This is a genomic window from Halomonas sp. KM-1, from assembly GCF_000246875.1.
GTDB lineage: Bacteria > Pseudomonadota > Gammaproteobacteria > Pseudomonadales > Halomonadaceae > Halomonas > Halomonas aerodenitrificans.
On the sequence record NZ_BAEU01000143.1, the window covers coordinates 1 to 16660 of the forward strand.

General features: G+C 64.9%; 15 protein-coding genes. 1 reads left to right on the forward strand and 14 read right to left on the reverse strand.

Features of this window, described 5'->3' with window-relative positions; genetic code table 11:
- Positions 1–133 precede the first annotated feature (133 nt).
- Both B8115_RS17860 and B8115_RS17865 read right to left on the reverse strand, forming a co-directional pair.
- A complete protein-coding gene (locus tag B8115_RS17860) occupies positions 134–1546 on the reverse strand; it encodes an aspartate aminotransferase family protein (protein WP_010629210.1) in 1413 nt (470 codons plus the stop codon).
- Positions 1547–1557: 11 nt separating this feature from the next.
- Positions 1558–2319: a gamma-glutamyl-gamma-aminobutyrate hydrolase family protein gene (locus tag B8115_RS17865; protein WP_010629211.1), complete on the reverse strand. Its 762-nt coding sequence runs from the start codon at positions 2317–2319 to the stop codon at positions 1558–1560.
- 237 nt (positions 2320–2556) lie between these two features.
- Between B8115_RS17865 and B8115_RS17870 the strand changes: the two genes are divergently transcribed.
- The gene (locus B8115_RS17870; RefSeq protein WP_010629212.1) at positions 2557–3933 is read left to right on the forward strand and encodes a glutamine synthetase family protein; all 1377 of its coding nucleotides are present in this window, start codon (positions 2557–2559) and stop codon (positions 3931–3933) included.
- Positions 3934–4021: 88 nt separating this feature from the next.
- Here B8115_RS17870 and B8115_RS17875 read toward each other — a convergent pair whose 3' ends face one another.
- The 12 genes from B8115_RS17875 to prfA form a co-directional block, all read right to left on the reverse strand.
- A complete protein-coding gene (locus B8115_RS17875; RefSeq protein WP_010629213.1) occupies positions 4022–4603 on the reverse strand; it encodes a glycine zipper 2TM domain-containing protein in 582 nt (193 codons plus the stop codon).
- Between the two features lie 192 nt (positions 4604–4795).
- Positions 4796–6088, reverse strand: a complete 1293-nt coding sequence (locus tag B8115_RS17880; protein ID WP_010629214.1) for an FAD-binding oxidoreductase — start codon at positions 6086–6088, stop codon at positions 4796–4798.
- A gap of 26 nt (positions 6089–6114) precedes the next feature.
- The gene (locus tag B8115_RS17885) at positions 6115–6957 is read right to left on the reverse strand and encodes an ABC transporter permease subunit (RefSeq protein ID WP_010629215.1); all 843 of its coding nucleotides are present in this window, start codon (positions 6955–6957) and stop codon (positions 6115–6117) included.
- Positions 6957–7865, reverse strand: a complete 909-nt coding sequence (locus tag B8115_RS17890; protein ID WP_010629216.1) for an ABC transporter permease subunit — start codon at positions 7863–7865, stop codon at positions 6957–6959. The genes B8115_RS17885 and B8115_RS17890 overlap by 1 nt, the downstream gene beginning before the upstream one ends.
- A gap of 27 nt (positions 7866–7892) precedes the next feature.
- Positions 7893–8969, reverse strand: a complete 1077-nt coding sequence (gene potA, locus B8115_RS17895) for a polyamine ABC transporter ATP-binding protein (RefSeq protein ID WP_141638656.1) — start codon at positions 8967–8969, stop codon at positions 7893–7895.
- 170 nt (positions 8970–9139) lie between these two features.
- The gene (locus B8115_RS17900) at positions 9140–10243 is read right to left on the reverse strand and encodes a polyamine ABC transporter substrate-binding protein (protein ID WP_010629218.1); all 1104 of its coding nucleotides are present in this window, start codon (positions 10241–10243) and stop codon (positions 9140–9142) included.
- An 82-nt stretch (positions 10244–10325) separates the two neighbouring features.
- Positions 10326–11672, reverse strand: coding sequence for a glutamine synthetase family protein (locus B8115_RS17905; RefSeq protein WP_010629219.1), 1347 nt, complete (start codon positions 11670–11672; stop codon positions 10326–10328).
- A gap of 37 nt (positions 11673–11709) precedes the next feature.
- On the reverse strand, positions 11710–13005 hold the full coding sequence (locus B8115_RS17910) for an FAD-binding oxidoreductase (protein WP_010629220.1): 1296 nt from the start codon (positions 13003–13005) through the stop codon (positions 11710–11712).
- 230 nt (positions 13006–13235) lie between these two features.
- Complete coding sequence (locus B8115_RS17915) at positions 13236–13988, reverse strand: molybdopterin-synthase adenylyltransferase MoeB (protein WP_010629221.1); 753 nt, start codon at positions 13986–13988, stop codon at positions 13236–13238.
- A gap of 5 nt (positions 13989–13993) precedes the next feature.
- A complete protein-coding gene (locus tag B8115_RS17920; protein ID WP_010629222.1) occupies positions 13994–14494 on the reverse strand; it encodes an Lrp/AsnC ligand binding domain-containing protein in 501 nt (166 codons plus the stop codon).
- A gap of 186 nt (positions 14495–14680) precedes the next feature.
- Entirely contained in the window at positions 14681–15562 is an 882-nt protein-coding gene (prmC, locus tag B8115_RS17925) for a peptide chain release factor N(5)-glutamine methyltransferase (RefSeq protein WP_010629223.1), read from the reverse strand.
- A gap of 1 nt (position 15563) precedes the next feature.
- Complete coding sequence (gene prfA, locus B8115_RS17930; RefSeq protein WP_010629224.1) at positions 15564–16652, reverse strand: peptide chain release factor 1; 1089 nt, start codon at positions 16650–16652, stop codon at positions 15564–15566.
- Positions 16653–16660: the final 8 nt, after the last annotated feature.

A 16660-nucleotide genomic window follows, 5' to 3' on the forward strand; every position in this document is an offset into this window, starting at 1 on the left:
GGATTGCGCGACTCGAAGGTGGCGCCACTCTCGGCAGCGACGAAGCTGTCGTCGATAAAGGCGCGGGCCTCGAAAGAAAGCTCGGCAGCCCGGGCCTGCCAGTCGGCCAGGGTGCGGGGGGTTGGCGTACGGCTCACGATCGGGACTCCTCTATTGATGGCTGGATCATGATGGCTGGATGATCCGCCTGTTCGCGTGCGGCCAGCCGCCGCGCGGTCTCATCCAGCGCTTCCCTGGCCAGGCCCACCAGCTCATCGATCTCGGCGCGGGTAATGACCAGCGGCGGTGAAATGATCATCGTATCACCCACCGAGCGCATCACCAGGCCAAGGTCGAAGCAGATGTCACGACACAGGGTGCCGGCAGCGAGCGACTTGGGAAAACGCTCGCCGGTGGCCGGGTCGATCAGCTCCAGCGCACCGATCAACCCCAGCGAACGCACCTCGCCCACCAGGGGGTGATCGGCCAGGGTGGCCCAGCGCTCGGCGAGATAGGGGCCCACGTCGTCACGCACCCGCTCGACGATGCCCTCGGCCTGCATCAGCTCGAGATTCTTCAGCGCCACGGCAGCGCACACCGGATGCCCCGAGTAGGTGAAACCGTGGAAGAACTCGCCGCCGCGCTCGATCAGGGTCTCGGCGACGCGGTCGCCCACCAGCACGCCGCCGATCGGCAGGTAGCCGGACGAGAGCCCCTTGGCGATGGGCATCAGATCGGGCTGCAAATCGTAGTGGATGCTGGCGAACCACTCCCCCAGCCGGCCGAAGCCGCAGATCACCTCGTCCACTACCAGCAGGATGTCGTACCTGGCCAGCACCTCCTTGACGGCCGGCCAGTAGCTTTGCGGCGGGATGATGGCGCCACCCGCGCCCTGCACCGGCTCGGCGATGAAGGCGGCGACGTTCTCCTCGCCGAGCTCCAGAATCTTCGCCTCCAGGGCCGCGGCGCACTCGCGGCCGAACGCTTCCGGGCTGGTATCGCGCCCCTCACCAAACCAATAGGGCTGCCGCACATGGGCGATCTTGGGTACCAGGGGGCCGCCCTGGGCATGCATCGGCGCCATGCCGCCGAGGCTCAGGCCGGCTACGGTGGAGCCGTGGTAGGCGTTCTCGCGGGCGATGACCCATTGCTTGTCGGGCTTGCCTTCCAGCGCCCAGTAGCGGCGTACCATGCGCAATACCGTGTCGTTGGCCTCGGAGCCCGAGCCGGTGAAGAACACCCGGTTCATGTGCGCCGGCGCCAACCGGCACAGCATCTCGGCCAGCTTCACCGCCGGCGGATGAGTGCTCTTGAAGAAGTTGTTGTAGTAAGGCAGCTCACGCAGCTGCGCGGTGGCCGCCGCGACCAGCTCCTCGCGGCCGTAGCCCAGATTGACACACCACAGCCCGGCCATGGCGTCGAGGATGCGGTTGCCCTCGCTGTCATGGATATAAACACCCTCGGCGTGGGTGACGATACGGCTGCCCTCCTCGCCCAGCGCCTTGAAGTCGGTGAAGGGGTGCAGGTGGTGGTCCCGATCCAACTGGCGGTAGGTCTCGGTATGCATGGCGCCCCCGATCAGCTCGTCAGTGCCAGTGAGCGCTCGCCGCAGTGCTCGCGACAGGCGGCGGCGAAGCCCTTGAACAGGGCGTCGTACAGCGGATGCTCCCGCGGCTGCCATTCGGGATGCCACTGTACGGCCAGGGCGAACCCCGGCGCTGCGGCCACCGACACCGCTTCGATCAGGCCGTCCGGTGCACGGGCCTCCACGGCAAGCCCGCTGCCCAGAAGATCGATGCCCTGCTGGTGCAGTGAATTGACCCGCGCATGGGGCTCGGGATGCAGCGCTGCCAGGCGGCCGCCAGGCACGATCTCGATGTCGTGGGCCGGTGCGTAGCGAGTGGCGTAGTCGGCTTCCGGCTCGCGGTGGTCGGCAAGGCCGGGCACGTTCTGCACCGCCTGATGCAGAGTGCCGCCATAGGCCACGTTGATCTCCTGAAATCCTCGACAGATGCCCAGCAGCGGCAGGCCCCGCGCCACGGCGGCGGGTATCCAGGCCAGGGCGGCGGCGTCGCGATGCAGGTCGTCGTGGGTGTTTTCCGGCGCCCGCTTGGCGCCATAGCGCGCGGGCTCGACGTTGGAGTAGCTGCCGGTGAGCAGCAAGCCATCCAAGTGGCCGAGCAGATCGCCGTCGACAGCGTCCTGCCACACCGGCAGCACTACCGGCGCCATGCCGTATGCGCGCAGCGCACTCAGGTACTTGTCGGTCACCACATGGGCGGGATGCCCTTCGACATCGCGACGACAGGCGATGACCCCCACCAAGGGACGGCTCGGCATGACAGCCTCCTCGAATCAGACGATGAAAAACCAAGAGTGTTGATTAAACTTTCCACCAAGCTGGAGTAAAAATCCACCCCGCCAGCAAAATCTTCGGAAGAAACCCAAGCAAACCCTAGTGGAAAAGCTAATAACCGTTATCTCCAGCCGAACACAAGCGTAAAGGATTTGACAACAACGACACAGCATCGAAAGATAGAGCAAAACCGGACAACTCAACACACAACAGGTGCTGCCATGCCGTCGCCAAGTGCAGATCAGGCCCGCGAGTTCCTAGCCAGTCACCCCGACATCGACAGCATCGATCTGCTGATCAGCGACCTCAACGGCGTGATGCGCGGCAAGCGTATCCCCCGAGAGAATCTCGACAAGGTGTTCCATCAGGGTATCAACCTGCCGGCCTCGGTCTTCGCGCTGGACATCAACGGCCATACCATCGAGGCCACCGGCCTGGGCCTCGCCATCGGCGACAGCGACCGAGTCTGCCAGCCGGTGGCGGGAACGCTGATGCCGACCCCGTGGCTGCGCGGCGGGCGCCAGGCGCAGCTGCTGATGACCATGATCGAGCGCGATGAGAGCCCCTTCTTCGCCGACCCGCGCCAGGTGCTGTCACGTCAGTTGGAGCGGCTGAGAGAGCGTGGCCTGGCACCGGTAGCCGCGGTGGAAATGGAGTTCTACCTGCTGGACAGAGAGCGCACCGCCGAAGGGCGGATCCAGCCGCCACGCTCGCCCCGCAGCGGCGAACGCGCCACCCAGAGTCAGCTCTACTCCATCGGGGAACTCGACGAGTACGCCGACTTTCTCGACGACGTGCGCCAGGCCGCCGAATGCCAGGGCCTGCCGCTGGACACCACGCTCAAGGAGTGTGCGCCGGGTCAGTTCGAGATCACCCTCGGCCACTGCGACGATGCGCTCAAAGCCTGCGACAGCGCCGTGCTGCTCAAGCGGCTGATCAAGGGGGTGGCACTCAATCACGGCTTCGAGGCCACCTTCATGGCCAAGCCCTACGGCCTCGAGGCCGGCAACGGCACCCACGTGCATCTCAGCCTGCTGGATGCCCATGGGCGCAACGTCTTCGCCGCCGAAAACGGCGACCCGCTGGGCAGCGAAACGCTGCACCGGGCCATCGCCGGACTACTCGAACTGATGCCGGCCAGCATGGCGATCTGCGCCCCCAACCTCAACTCGTTCCGGCGTTTCCAGCCAGGGCTCTACGTGCCCATGACCCCGACCTGGGGCTTCGACAACCGCTCGGTGGCCCTGCGCATTCCCTCCGGCTGCAACGACGCCAGACGCATCGAGCATCGCGTCGCCGGCGCCGACGTCAACCCCTACCTGCTGATGGCGGTACTGCTAGCCGGCATCGACTACGGCATCGACCGTCAGCTGACGCCGCCCGCCCCGGTGGAAGGCAACGCCTACGAACAGTTCGAGCCCACGCTGACCAACAGCTGGCAGCAGGCGCTCGACCTGCTCGAGGCGAGCGAACCACTCAAGGCCGCCTTGGGCGCCAACTTCGTCCACGTCTTCCTGGCCAACCGTCGGGCCGAGCGCGAACAGGCCATGCAGGAGGTGAGCCAGCTGGAATACGCCTGGTACCTGCGTCACGTTTGACGCAGCAGGCCTGACCGGGAGAGACGGCAAGCCGCCAAACGGCGCCCCGGCCCGAGCCGGGGCAATGCAGGAAAGATAACGAAAAGAATCAACCGTCCGCGCTGGCCAGCGGCAGGTCCCAGCGCGGCTGGCCCTCGTCGAGCAGCACGCGGTTGCCCTGGGGCCGGTGATCCAGCCGCGACACCTCGGTCAACTCACCGTGGCGCCAGGTCACGTCGTAACCGACGGTCTCCTCGGAGCTGTCCATGACGGTATGGCACTGTCGCTGCGTAGTGGTGTAGGTCTGGGTCTGGTTGGCCTCGATACGCCCCTGAATCTCGCGCCCGGCGTAGCCGCCACCGACCGCACCCGCCACGGTGGCCAGGGTCTTGCCACTGCCACCGCCGACCTGATTGCCGAGCAGGCCACCCACCACGGCCCCCGCCGCGGTGCCGGCGATACGATGCGGATCGCGGCTGGGCGCCTGTGCCTGCTGGTGTACCACCACGTCCTCGCATACCTCACGGGGGGTCTCGACGCTGCGCGTCACCGGCTGTATCGCCACGACCTCGGCGAACTGGGGGCCGCGCTCCTGCGGCTCCTGTTCCTGCTGCACCTGCCACGCACCCAGGGCCAAACCACCCAGGCCGAGCACGCTCAGCGTGGTTCCGATCACGATCGATTTATTCATGACACTCCTCCTGCGGGACGCGATGCGCCCCGGGCTGACAAGGCTCGGCTAGATACGATGTGGAGGAGAGACGCAGGGCGGCGATTCCATGCCGCCCGTGGGATAACTTCAGTATACGGCGTCGAGAAAAGTCGATAAGCGTAGCGCAGCGGCTTTCACTTTTTTTGTCCCAGTGTCAGTCCTTGGCGACATTCACCAGCCGAGCCGGTCCCGCGTCGCGTAGTACCAGGCCCCCAGCGCCGAGAGCGGCACCCGCAGCAGCCGCCCGCCGGGGAATGGCAAGTGAGGCAGGCCGGCGAAGGCATCGAAACGCCCGCTGTCGCCGCGCATCACCTCGGCGATCAGCCGACCCGCCAGGTGCGAGCAGGTTACCCCATGGCCCGAGTAGCCCTGAGCGTAGTAGACATTGTCGTTGAGCCGACCGAACTGAGGCAGGCGATTCAACGTCATCAAAAAGTTGCCGCTCCAGGCGAAGTCGATGCGCACATCGGCAAGCTGAGGAAAGGTTTTGAGCATCTTGGGTCGGATCACCGCGGCGATGTCCGCCGGGTCCTGCCCGCCGTAGTTGACCCCGCCGCCGTAGAGCAGGCGGCCGTCGGCGGTGAAGCGGTAGTAGTCGAGCAGGTAGTTGCAGTCCTCCACCGCCATGTCGTTGGGAATCAGCTCACGGCGCAGCGCTTCCGGCAACGGCTCGGTGGTGACGATCTGGGTGCCGCAGGGCATCGACTTGCTCTCCAGTTCCGGCAGCACCCCTTGCAGGTAGGCGTTACCGGCCATCACTACACGCCGGGCGCGTATGCTGCCGCGCGGGGTGGTCAGCGTCACCATCTCGCCGTGACGCACCCCGGTTACCGGGGTGCGTTCGTGAATGACGCCGCCCAGCGACTCGAAGGCGGCTGCCTGGCCCAGCACCAGGTTGAGCGGGTGCAGGTGGCCGCCGGAGTGGTCCACCAGGGCACCGGTGTAGCGCTCGCTGCCGACCTCACGCTTGTAGGCCTCGCCTTCCAGCAACTCGAGCTCGTGGTTGCCGAACCGCTCCCACAGCGCCTTGTGCTCGCGTAGCCCCTCGAGCTGCTTGCTGTTGCAGGCGGCGAACAGATTGCCGTTTTTGAGATCGCAGGCGATGGCGTACTGACGGATACGCTCGCGAATGATGCGATTGCCCTCGAAGGCCATGTCACCCAGGGCACGGGCGGTCTCGGTGCCGTACTTGGCCTCGATCACGTCCATGTCGCGGCTGTAGCTGTTGACGATCTGGCCGCCGTTACGCCCCGAGGCGCCGAAGCCGACCCGGGCGGCTTCGAGCACCACCACTGCGTGCCTCTGCTCGGCAAGATGCAGCGCCGAGGAGATCCCGGTGAAGCCCGCCCCCACCACGCACACGTCGCACTCGATGTCGCCTTCGAGTGCAGGGCGCTCGGGCGCAGGGTTGGCCGTGGCGGCATAGTAGGACGCCACATGCTCGGCGTTGGCACTGCTCGACATAACTACCTCACACTAAGAGAGAAATATCACCTACCGGTGGTCATATCCTGCAGCATCGCCTGCCTGCGCTTGGCCTCGCTGCGCCGCATCAGGTACCAGGTGATGAAGGTGGCCAGCGATACCGCCAGGATAATCAGCGTGGCCAGGGCGTTGATCTTCGGCGAGACGCCGAGGCGCACCGAGGAGAACACCACCATTGGCAGCGTGGTGGCACCGGGGCCGGAAACGAAACTGGCGATCACCAGATCGTCCAGCGACAGGGTGAAGGCCAGCAGCCAGCCCGCCGCCACGGCCGGCGCGATCATCGGCAGCGTGATCTGAAAGAAGGTACGCACCGGCCGCGAGCCGAGGTCCATGGCGGCCTCCTCGATGGAGAGGTCCAGCTCACGCAGGCGCGACGCCACCACCACCGCCACGTAGGCACTGCAGAAGGTGGTGTGGGCGATCCAGATGGTGACCATGCCGCGATCCGCCGGCCAGCCGATGGTCTGCGCCATGTGCACGAACAGCAGCAGCAGAGACAGGCCGGTGATCACCTCGGGCATCACCAGCGGTGCGGTGACCATGCTGGAAAGCGCCGTCTTGCCGCGAAAGCGGGTGAAGCGCACCATCACGAAGGCGGCCAGGGTGCCCAGGCACACCGCCATGGAAGCCGAGAAGAAGGCGATGCGCAGGCTGGTCCATACCGCCGAGAAGATCTGCTGGTCGCGAAACAGCTCCAGGTACCAGCGGGTCGAGAACCCTGCCCACACCGTCACCAGGCGTGACGCGTTGAACGAGTAGATGACCAGCACCACCATCGGTAGATAGAGAAACAGCAGGCCGAAGATCAGCATCACGGTAGTGAAGGATGGCTTGCGCATGGTCATCACTCCTGAAGCTCACGGGACTGATAGCGATGGAACAGGGCGATGGGCACGATCAGGATCGCCAGCATCACCATCGCCAGCGCCGAGGCCACCGGCCAGTCGCGGTTGTGGAAGAACTCCTCCCACAGCACCTTGCCGATCATCACCGTGTTGGGGCCGCCCAGCAGCTCCGGTATCACGTACTCCCCCACCGCCGGGATGAATACCAGCATCGAGCCGGCGATGATGCCGCCCTTCGATAGTGGCAGGGTCACCTTCAGGAAGGTGTTGAACTTACGCGAACCGAGGTCCGATGCCGCTTCCAGCAGCGAGCCATCCAGACGCGTCAGATTGGCGTAAAGCGGCAGCACCATGAAGGGCAGGTAGGCATAGACGATGCCCAATATCACCGCAAAGTTGGTGTTGAGCATGCGAATCGGCGAGTCGATCAACCCCACCCAGATCAGCAGGTTGTTGATCAGGCCGTTGTTGCTGAGGATGCCCATCCAGGCGTAGACGCGAATCAGAAACGAGGTCCAGGAGGGCAGCATCACCAGCAGCAGCAGCACCAGCTGCCAATGGATCGGCGCCCGGGCCATGGCATAGGCCATGGGATAGCCGAGCAGCAGACAGAGTACGGTGGCCAGCAGCGCGATCTTGACCGAGCCCCAGTAGGCCGCGACGTACAGCGAGTCTGTGGCCAGGAAGAGATAGTTGCTGAAGGTGACGACCACGTTCAGCGTTTCGTGGGCATAGTCGAAGATGGGGCTGAAGGGCGGTACCGCAATGGCGGCCTCGGAGAGGCTGATCTTGAGCACGATGCCAAACGGCAGCAGAAAGAACAGCGTGAGCCACAGCAGCGGCACGGCGATGACCCAGCCGCGACCGGGCTTGAGCCACCGTCGCAGTCGAACGATACGGTTGGTCATGAGTTTTCCCCTGGCTCCGGCAATGGCTCAGTCGTGCAGGATGACGGCGCTATGCTCGTCCCAGTACACGAAGACCGGCTCGTCCCAGCGCGGCCTGTCGCCGCGGCGCTCGGTATTGGCCATGCTGGCCTTGATCAGCTGACCGCTCTCGAGCCGCACGAAGTAGACCGACAGGCCGCCCAGGTAGGCAATGTCCTCGACCACCCCGGCCTCCCAGTTGCACTCGCCCGGCGGTCGCTCGCGAGTGAGACCTGTCTTCTCCGGACGCAGCGCGACCCATACCCGACGCTCGTCGGCCTGGGTACTGACCCCATGGCCGATACGGATCGGGCGGCCCAGGGCCGGGCTTTCGATCACGCAGTGATCGACCTCGTCGACCACGATGTCACCCTCGAACAGGTTCACCGAACCGACGAACTCCGCCACCATGCGGTTGGCCGGGCTCTCGTAGACGTCCACTGGCGTGCCCACCTGGGCGATCCAGCCATCCGACATGATCGCTACCCGGTCGGCCATGGTCATGGCCTCCTCCTGATCATGGGTGACCATGATGCAGGTCACGCCGACCCGCTCCAGGATCTGCACCACCTCGAGCTGCATCTCGGTACGCAGCTTCTTGTCCAGCGCCCCCATGGGCTCGTCGAGCAGCAGCAGCTTGGGCCGCTTGGCCAGCGAGCGTGCCAGCGCCACGCGCTGACGCTGGCCGCCGGAAAGCTGGTGCGGCTTGCGCCGGGCGTAGGCCTCCATGTGCACCAGCTTGAGCATCTCGGCCACACGCTCCTCGATCTCACGCCGCGGCAGCTTGTCCTGCTTGAGACCGAAGGCAATGTTCTGCGCCACCGTCATGTGCGGGAACAGCGCATAGGACTGGAACATCATGTTGATCGGCCGCTCATAGGGCGGCATGGCGGTGATGTCCTCGCCGTCGAGCACGACCTGCCCTTCGCTGGGCTTCTCGAAGCCGGCCAGCATGCGCAGCAGCGTCGACTTGCCCGAGCCCGAACCGCCCAGCAGCGCGAAGATCTCGCCGCGGCGGATCGACAGGCTGACGTCGTCCACCGCCAGCACGCCGTCGAAGCGCTTGCTGACACGACGGATCTCCATCAGCCCCTCTTCCCTTATCGGTCGCGGCTTGCCCGGCACGGCAGCGCTTTCGGCCGCTCTCTCGGTGGCTCGCTGCACGGGCTCCGATGTGTGTGTCTGGGTCTGCGGCATCGCAGCGTCTCCTCTAGCCAGACAAGAACCCGCCGGCCCCGAAGGGCCGGCATGAAGCCTCACATGCCGGATTTGACCCGGTTCCATACACGGGTACGCACCCGCTGCACGGCCAGCGGCTTCTCCTCGGCCACGTAGAGGTTGTCCATCACCTCCTGGTCCGGGTAGATGGCCGGATCGTTGAGGATGTCGGGGTCGAGATACTCGTTAGCAGCGATGTTGGGGTTGGCGTAGACCACATACTCGGTGATCGCAGCCGCGACCTCGGGCTCGAGGATGAAGTTGATGAAGGCATGGGCGTTGTCGGGGTTCGGTGCATCGGCGGGAATCGCCATCATGTCGAACCACAGCGCCGCGCCTTCCTTGGGAATGATGTAGTCGATGGTGAAGTCGCGGCCGGCCTCCTCGGCGCGGTCGGCGGCCTGGAAGATGTCGCCGGAGTAGCCGGCCGCCACGCAGATGTCGCCGTTGGCCAGGTCCGAGATGTAACGCGAGGAGTGGAAGTAGGTGATGTTGTCGCGCACGGCCGCAATCAGGTCGCCGGCCGCCTCGAGATCGGCCGTCTCTTCGGAGAGCGGAGAGAGGCCGAGATAGGCCATGGCCGGCGAGAGCATCTCGTCGCCTGAGTCGAGCATCGAGATACCGCAGCCGCCCTGGCGCAGCGCCGTGGTGATCTCGGGGTCGAAGAGCAGTGCCCAGGAGTCGAGCGGCGCGTCGTCGCCGAGAATCTCGGTGACCCGCTCGACGTTGTAGCCGATGCCGTTGGTGCCCCACATGTAAGGAATGGAGTAACGGCTGCCGGAATCGATGAACTCCAGATCGTCCAACAGCTCCGGGTTGAGGTTGGCCATGTTGGGCAGCTTGTCGTGGTCGAGTTCCTGGTACACGCCGGCGCTGATCTGGCGGGTCAGGTAGTGGTTGGAGGGTACCACCACGTCATAGCCGGAACGGCCCGCGAGCATCGCCGCGTCGAGGACCTCGTTGCTGTCGTAGACGTCATAGATCACCCGGATGCCAGTGGCTTCGGTGAACTTCTCCAGGGTGTCCGGGGCGATGTAATCCGACCAGTTGTAGACCCGCACCTCGTTGGCCTGGACGGCAGCAGCGGCCATGGCCAGAGAACCCAGCGCGACGGCCAGGGACAGCTTGCGTTGACAGGACATGATGGCACCTCTTGTTTGCGTTGTTTTATCTGCACTGCTTTTCGTGAGCCCGACCATGTCATCCGCCGGGCATTTCTCTCCACTAGACGCTCAGCAGCAGAAACTCCCTCTCCCACGAGCTGATCACCTTCTTGAAATTCTCGTTCTCCACCCGTTTGACCGCCACGTAACCGGTCACGAAGCGATGGCCCATGTACTGCTCCAGCTCGCTGCAATTCTCCATGCGCTCAAGTGCCTGCTCCAAGGTGAACGGCAGCCGCAGGTTGCGTCGCTCGAACGCCCGCCCCTGCACCGGCGCGGAAGGGTTGAGCTGCTGTACCATGCCCAGGTAGCCGCACAGCAGGCTGGCCGCGATGGCCAGATAAGCGTTGGCGTCGGCCCCCGGCAGGCGGTTCTCGATGCGTCGGTTCTGCGGCGACGAATCGGGAACGCGCAGACCGCAGGTGCGATTCTCTACGCCCCACTCCACGTTGACCGGCGCCGACGTGTCGGGCAGGAAGCGACGGAAGGAGTTGACGTTGGGCGCCATCAGCGGCAGCGCCTCGGGGATGAAACGCTGCATGCCGCCGATATGGTGCAGGAACAGCTGGCTCATGGAGCCATCCTCGTTGGCGAACACGCTCTTGCCGGTGGCCGCATCCAGCACGCTCTGATGAATGTGCATGGCGCTGCCGGGCTCGTTGGTGATCGGCTTGGCCATGAAGGTGGCTACCACATCGTGCTTTAGCGCGGCCTCGCGCAGGGTGCGCTTGAACACGAACACCTGGTCGGCCAGCATCAAGGGGTCGCCGTGACGGAAGTTGATCTCCATCTGGGCGGTGCCCTCTTCATGGATCAGAGTGTCGATATCGAGCCCCTGGACCTCGCACCAGTCGTACATGTCCTCGAACAATGGATCGAACTCGTTGGCCGCATCGATGGAAAACGACTGCCGCCCGGTCTCCTGGCGCCCGCTGCGTCCGATGGGCGGCAGCAACGGCAGATCGGGATCCTCGCAGCGCTTGGTCAGATAGAACTCCATTTCCGGTGCCACCACCGGCTTCCAGCCCTGCTCCGAATAGAGCGCCAACACCTTCTTGAGCTGATTGCGACAGGAGAGTTCGATGGGGTTGCCCATCTTGTCGTAGCAGTCGTGAATCACCTGGGCGGTAGGCTCGAGTGCCCAGGGCACCGGGTAGACCGCCGAGCTGTCGGGCCGGCACAGCATGTCGATATCGGCCGGGTCGAGCAATGAGTAGTAGAGCTCGTCCTCGACGTAATCGCCGGTGACGGTCTGCAGAAGCACGCTTTCGGGCAGGCGCATGCCCTTCTCGGCCATGAACTTCGATACGGGAGTGATCTTGCCGCGGGCGATGCCAGTGATGTCGCTGACCAGACACTCCACCTCAGTGATGCGTCGTTCCTTCAGCCAGCTTTCCAGGTCTTTCATGGGAACCTCGTTGCGGCTCTAGCCGAACCTTTCGTCGTTATAGTCGGTCACGCAGTTTGTAGAACGTGGTCGCCAGCACCAGCAGCGGCGTGCGCAGGCGCTCGCCCCCCGGGAAGCGGCGGTGAGGCATGGCGGCAAAGAGATCGAAGCGCTCGCTCTGACCGGCAATGGCTTCGGCCAGGAGCTTTCCGGCCAGCCCGGCCAGCGCCATGCCGTGCCCCGAGTAGCCCTGGGCGTAGTAGACGTTGGCGCCGAGTCGGCCGAAGTCCGGTGCCCGATTGAGCGTGATGGCCACGTCCCCACCCCAGCGGTAGTCGATACGAACGCCCTCGAGTACCGGAAAGAGTCGCGCGATCTTGGCATCCATGCGCCGCTGCAGGCCGCGCGGCTCACGCCCATCGTAGCTGACCTCTCCACCATAGATCAGTCGCTTATCGGCCGACAGGCGATAGTAGTCGAGCACGAAGTTGGCATCGGAAATGGCATCGTTGCGCGGTAGCACCTGGCCGGCCTGCTCCTCGCTCAAGGGTTCGGTGGCGACGATGTAGTTGGCCGCACGCATGACGCGCCCATCCAGCTCCGGCAGCAGCCGGCCCAGGTAGGCGTTGGCCCCCACCACCACGAAATCGGCGCTGATCTCGCCGTGTTCGGTCACCACGTTGGCCGGCTGACCGCGGCGAACGTCCAGGGCCGGGCTATGCTCGTGAATCGCCACTCCCGCCTGCTGGGCGGCACGCGCCAAGCCCAGGGTGTAATTGAGCGGATGCAGGTGGCCGCCTTCGCTTTCGAACAGCGCCCCGGGATAGGCGTCGGTGACCACGCGTTCGCGCAGCGCTTCGCCTTCGAGCCAGGCGAGCGCCTCGTAGCCGTAGTCGCGCGCCATACGTTCTTGGAACTGGCGCAGTTCGCGTACGTGCCGCGGCTTCACCGCGGCATGCAGATAGCCCCAGGCGAGATCGCAGGGAATCGCGTGACGTTCGATCAATTCTGCCGTCAAGCGTACGGCCTCGCGGCTCATCTCCCACACCTGGCGAGCCTGTTCACGACCCAGCGCCTGCTCCACGGTGGCAATATCGGTGCCCAGGCCGGGCAGAATCTGGCCGCCGCTGCGCCCGGAAGCCCCGAAGCCGATCTCATGGGCCTCGAGCAAGGCCACCGAGTAGCCGCGCTCGGCCAGATGCAGTGCCGCGGAGCAGCCGGTGATGCCGCCACCGATCACGCAGACGTCGACGCGCTGGTGCCCGCGCTGCGGCGGGCACGCCTGCTCGAGACGTACCGCCACCGAGTCCCGGTAGTAGGAGGCGGGGTTTGCAAAGTGTGCGGCATCGGCCATGCAACGATTCCTGGAATGATCCAGCTTGTGGTTGCTTTAGTCTGGCATCATACCAACGGGGAGTGTCAAGTATCCAACAACGATATTTTCCGAGCGAGCGCTTTGAACGAACCCGCAAACCCAAGAAAATTACCATTAAATCAATAGATTAATAAAAATAAAATCGTGGAAAACGTAACATGCCGGTTACTCGCCACGCAAAACCTGTCAAATAATAACCATCATCTTGCCTACCCGGTGTCGGCACAGACAGGGCAGGCAGGATCTCGTGGAACCTGGAAGTGGCGCCACTGCCCCGTCATGCCATCGAAGGTGGAGAGCCCACGGTGCGGGGTGCCGGCACCGCTGAGCAGCTTGACCGCCTCCAGCGCTTGAAAGCAGCCGATCAGCCCCACCAGCGGTGCCACGACGCCATTCTCGGCACAACGCAGCTCCTCGTCGCCCCCCTCTCCCGGCGGATAGAGGCAGGCGTAGCAGGGGGCAGCCGGATCGCGCGGATCGAACACGGCGAGCTGCCCCGAGAAACGGATGGCCGCCCCTGACACCAGCGGCACGCCGGCTCGGCGGCAGACGGCATTGATGGCATAGCGGCTGGAGAAACGGTCGGTGCAGTCGAGGACCAGGTCGACATCGGCTATCACCTCGTCGAGCGCGGCCTCGTCGAGATGCGACTCGATCGCGCGAATGTCGCAGCCCGGGTTGAGCGCCAGCGCCGAATCGCGTGCGGAGCACGCCTTGTTACGCTGGAGATCGGCCATGCCGTGAGCGATCTGGCGCTGCAGATTGGAAAGCTCCACTGCGTCGGCATCGGCCAGGGTCAGGCGACCAACGCCGGCGGCGGCCAGGTAGAGGGCTACCGGCGAGCCCAACCCGCCGGCGCCTACCACCAATACCCGCGAGGCCAGCAGGCGCTCCTGCCCCTCGATGTCGATCGCCTCCAGCATGATCTGCCGGCTGTAGCGCAGCAGCGCCTCGTCGTTCATTACCATTACTTGTCTTCGAGCTCCTCGATGTCGGGGACGTAGAGCGAGAACTCCTCCTTGACCTCCTCCATCACCACGTAGCTCTTCGACTCCTTGACCCCGGGAAGGGTCAACACCACATCGCCGAGAAGCTGACGGTAGGCGGCCATTTCGGGAATTCGGCACTTGAGAATGTAGTCGAACTGCCCCGAGACCAGGTGACACTCCTGGATCTGCGGCAGACGCGAAACCGCGCGGCGAAACTCGTCGAACACCGCCGGCGACTGGGTCTCCAGGCTGATCTCGACGAACACCAGCAGGTTAGCTTTGAGCGAGCGCGGATCGAGCACGGCCTTGTAGCCGCGGATGACTCCTGATTTTTCGAGACGCTTGACGCGCTCCAGGCAAGGCGTGGTGGAAAGGCCTACCTGGGCAGCCAGGTCGACATAGGAGATGCGGGCGTTCTCCTGCAGACAGCGCAGGATCTTGAGGTCGATACGGTCCAGTGAGCGGGTCTTGGTTTTCATTGTCGTGTCGAGGGGTGCCGATTCAGAGTGAGTGAAGCGTCGCCATGACAGCAAATCAACCTGAAAAAGCGCGGTAATCAGGCGCAGCGCTGGTGTTCAGTGTCACAAACATGACGACATTTGGAATTATTTCCTGAATAGGTGTACCACAGCCCCCGCTCCCTCTCCAGTACCGCTCCCTCAACGCTATGGCGACAAACGACCGAAGGTGACGCGCTCCCGCCCCCCCAGGTCCCGCCGGCTGTCCACCGCCACATAGCCGCGGCCTTGCAGCAGGCCCCGTACGGCCGCCGCCTGCTCGTGGCCATGCTCGAGGACGATCCAGCCAGTGGGCTCGAGATGATCGACGGCCTGCTCAACGATATGACGCAGATCCGCCAGCCCCGAGTCGGCCGCCACCAGCGCGCTCATGGGCTCGAAGCGCACATCGCCCTGACCCAGGTGCGGGTCTTCGGCATCGATATAAGGTGGGTTGGCCGCGATCAGCATGAAGCGCTGCCCCGACACGGCCGCAAACCAGTCGCTCGGCAGAAAGCTCGCATTGGCGATGCCCAGCCGTAGGGCATTGGACTCGGCCAGCGCCACGGCCTCGGGCACACGATCGACGCCGAGGGCCTGCCAGTCGGGGCGTTCGCTGGCGAAGGCCAGCGCAATGGCACCGGTGCCGGTGCCAAGGTCGAGCAGCCGCCCCGATGGTTGCGCCGCCAGTTCGAGCAGCATCTCCACCAGGGTTTCGGTATCGGGACGCGGAATCAGGGTGTGCGGTGAGGTACCCAGCGGCAGCCCCCAGAACTCACGCATACCGGTGAGGTAGGCCACCGGGCGCCCCGCCGCCCGGGCGGCGACGAGCGCCTCGTAGCGCGCACGCTGAAAGGTGGATGCCGGCCTGTCACCCCAGGTGTAGAGCCAGGTGCGATCGACCTCGAGTACATGGCAAAGCAGTACTTCGGCATCGAGCCGGGGGCTGGGTGACCCCGAACGCGCCAGACGCTCGCTCGCACTGACCAGCAGCGCATCGAGGCGGACGACTCCGCCACATATCGCCCCGCCTTGCCCTTCGGATGCCACCTCAGGCCTCCTGCTGCAGCGCCGCGAGCTGTTCGGCCTGATGCTCGTGCACCAGGGGGTCGAGCACTTCATCGAGCTCGCCGGCCATGACTTCGCCCAGCTTGTAGAGGGTGAGGTTGATGCGATGGTCGGTGAGCCGCCCCTGGGGGAAGTTGTAGGTGCGGATTCGCTCACTGCGATCCCCGGAGCCCACCAGGCTGCGACGGGTATCGGCCTGCTCGCGCTGACGGCTCTCCACGGCACTCTGCTTGAGGCGGGCGGCCAACAGCGACATCGCCTTGGCCCGGTTCTTGTGCTGGCTGCGCTCCTCCTGGCACTCCACCACCACGCCGGTGGGCAGGTGGGTGATACGGATTGCCGAGTCGGTAGTATTGACGTGCTGACCGCCGGCACCACTGGAGCGGAAGGTGTCCACCCGCAGATCAACGGGATTGATGTCGACGTCGCCGACCTCGTCGGCTTCCGGCATCACCGCCACGGTACAGGCGGAGGTGTGGATGCGCCCCTGGGACTCAGTGGCCGGCACGCGCTGTACGCGGTGAGCGCCCGATTCGAACTTGAGCCGGGCATAGACACCCTCTCCCTTCACGCGGGAGATGATCTCCTTGTAGCCACCCTGCTCGCCGTGACTGGCGCTGATCACCTCGACCTTCCAGCCCTGTTTCTCGGCGTAGCGGGAGTACATGCGGAACAGATCGCCGGCGAACAGCGCCGCCTCGTCGCCGCCGGTACCGGCGCGAACCTCGAGAAAGACGTTGCGTCCATCGTCGGGATCGCGCGGCACCAGCAGCTGCTTGAGCCGCACCTCCAGCCCTTCTAGCCGCTCCCGACCCTCTTCCAGTTCCAGTTGGGCCAGCTCGCGCATCTCGGCATCGCTGTCCTCGGCCAGTTGCGCAGCATCGTCGAGGTCGCCCTCGGTGGCACGGTAGTCGCGCCAGGCTTCGACCAGGGGCTCGAGCTCGGCATACTCGCGGGAATAGTCGCGGAACCGGGGCTGATCGCCGATCACCTCGGGCTCCGCCAGCAGGGCGGCGAGCTCCTCGAAGCGCTCGACGAAGCCATCGAGACGCTGGCGCAGGGTCGCTTTCATGACGTGTC